This is a genomic window from Pseudoflavonifractor sp. An85 (assembly GCF_002161235.1).
GTDB lineage: Bacteria > Bacillota > Clostridia > Oscillospirales > Oscillospiraceae > Enterenecus.
Genome location: NZ_NFHE01000076.1, coordinates 1 through 2,183, shown reverse-complemented (window position 1 = coordinate 2,183; position 2,183 = coordinate 1). Strand labels below are relative to the sequence as shown.

Annotated in this window: 2 protein-coding genes; both read left to right on the top strand. The window is 62.0% G+C overall.

The annotated features are described in order from the left end of the window. A partial coding sequence (locus B5G37_RS15325) for a hypothetical protein (protein ID WP_087258927.1) occupies positions 1-495 on the top strand: 495 nt, incomplete at its 5' end. A gap of 246 nt (positions 496-741) precedes the next feature. Continuing rightward, the coding region (locus tag B5G37_RS14295; protein WP_275532995.1) for a SpaA isopeptide-forming pilin-related protein at positions 742-2,183 on the top strand (1,442 nt) is incomplete at its 3' end.

Genomic DNA, 2,183 nt, shown 5'->3' with positions numbered 1-2,183 from the left:
GCCGTCACGCTCACGGCGTGCAACAGCCCGGAGGCCGCGATCCGCGACGACCTCACGAACCAGCTTGAGACGATCAAACAGGGGGACGATTCGTTCGTGTCCGGGATCGAGGAGAATGCTGGCGAGGACTTCGCCTCGCTGGGCATCGACACGGACGAGTTCGCGACCGCATATCTGGACGGGTTCGATTACACCGTGGAGGACGTATCGATCAAGGACGGCGTGGCCACCGCCAAGGCCACGATCACCTGCAAGTCCCTTGACGGCATCATGACGGACTTCCAGAACGACTACTATTCGCGTCTGGATTCCTTGGATATTACGGAGCTATCCGATCAGGACGCCCTCAAGCAGCTCGCAGGGGAGACCATGATGGATGTGGTCGAGACGGCGGAGACCACCGAGACTGACTGCGAGTTCACCTACACGCGCACGCCGAAGGGCACATGGAAGTGCGACAACGGGGATGAGGCGCTTGCACAGGCCATGAACTGACAGCCGCCATTCCATGCAGGGGGATGCACGAGCTTCCCGCGCATCCCCCGCACGGGGGCGATACCGTGCGAATAAGAGAAGGATTCGCGCTTTTGATTGACGGTGTGCGGTTTCCGCAGCCGTATGTTACACCGGGTTTACCCTCATTCGAGGATTTTCGATTTCCCAGTCTCCCGAATATTCTGCCGCAGCGCTGCGGTTTTACATAGATGCTCACAATGATGTGAAAAACGAAAGGAGACCATCATGAACCATTTCAGAGAAAGAATCCGCCGTCTCCGGACGGGCCTCATGGCGTTCCTGCTCATGCTGGGCAGCATGTTCGGCGTGCTCACGCCCGCCATGCAGGCATACGCGGCGGAACCCACCATCACGGGCACCTGCCATATCGAGGTGGACGACCTCGGGGCCAACACCGGCGGATCGGAGCCATACACCACCTTCTTCGTGACCATGCCGGACGGGCAGACCTATCACGGGGAGTGCATCGACCACGGGAGCTACATTCCCTTGGCCGGGAACTACCCGTTCACCGGCACATGGAACGGCACCAGCTATGACATCATCGTGGAGAGCCGGTACTTCGCCGACACCAGAGAGGATGTCTGCCCGGAGGAGCGCCCCAACTTCGACCTGTACGGCCAAGGCTACACGCAGCGCGTGGGCAACTTCACCTATATGCCCTACGGATACGTGCGGATCGTCAAAGAGAGCGCCGATCCCGCCCTCACGGACGGGAACGCCATGTACTCGCTGGCGGGCGCTGAGTTCACCGTCACCAGTCAGGACGGCAGTGTGCTGGGCGTCCTCACCACGGGGGAGGACGGCACCACTGGCACGTTGGAGGTGCCCGCAGGGCAGACCGTCACCATCCGTGAGACCAAGCCCCCGGAAGGGTTTCTGCCCGCAGCGGAGCAGGCCGTCGCCATCACCACGCAGGAGACCGCGACCGTCACGTTCACCGACGCCCCGGCCTACGATCCCGCCGGGCTGATGGTCGCCAAATACGACGGCGAGAGAACCTGCAACGATGAAGGCAACCTGCCACAGGGTGCCGCCACGCTCGAAGGCGCGGAGTTCACCATCGAATACTACGACACCCTCAGCTATGATAATTACACCGCCCTCAATGAATCCGGTATCGCCCCGGCCCGCGCATGGGTCGTCGCCACGGACGCGAACGGGTTCGCCTTCCTCGATGAAGCCCATCTGGTGTCCGGGGATGACCCGTACCGGGACGCCAGCGGACAGGCCGTGATCCCGCGCGGCACCCTCGTCATGTACGAATCCAAACCGTCGGAAGGCTACGTGCTCAACAGCGACTTCCTGAGCTTCCAGAAGATTCAGGAACAGCCCGTGGAGAACGCCGTCACCTACCAGACGCCGCAGGTGCCGGAACAGGTGGTGCGTGGCGATCTCACCTTCAGCAAGAAAACCGGGGACAGCGCCGACCGGATGGCCGGAATCCCCTTCAAGCTCACCAGCCTGACCACCGGGGAAACCCACGTCATCGTCACCGACGCCAACGGGTATTTCAACTCCGCGTCCTCGTGGAACCCCCACACGCAGAACACCAACGGCAACGACTGGGCGCTTGGCGAATCCGAACCCATCGACAGTGTTCTGCTCGATCCCACCGCAGGCGTCTGGTTCGGCCTCACCAGTGAGGGCACCCTGACCAGCCCGGA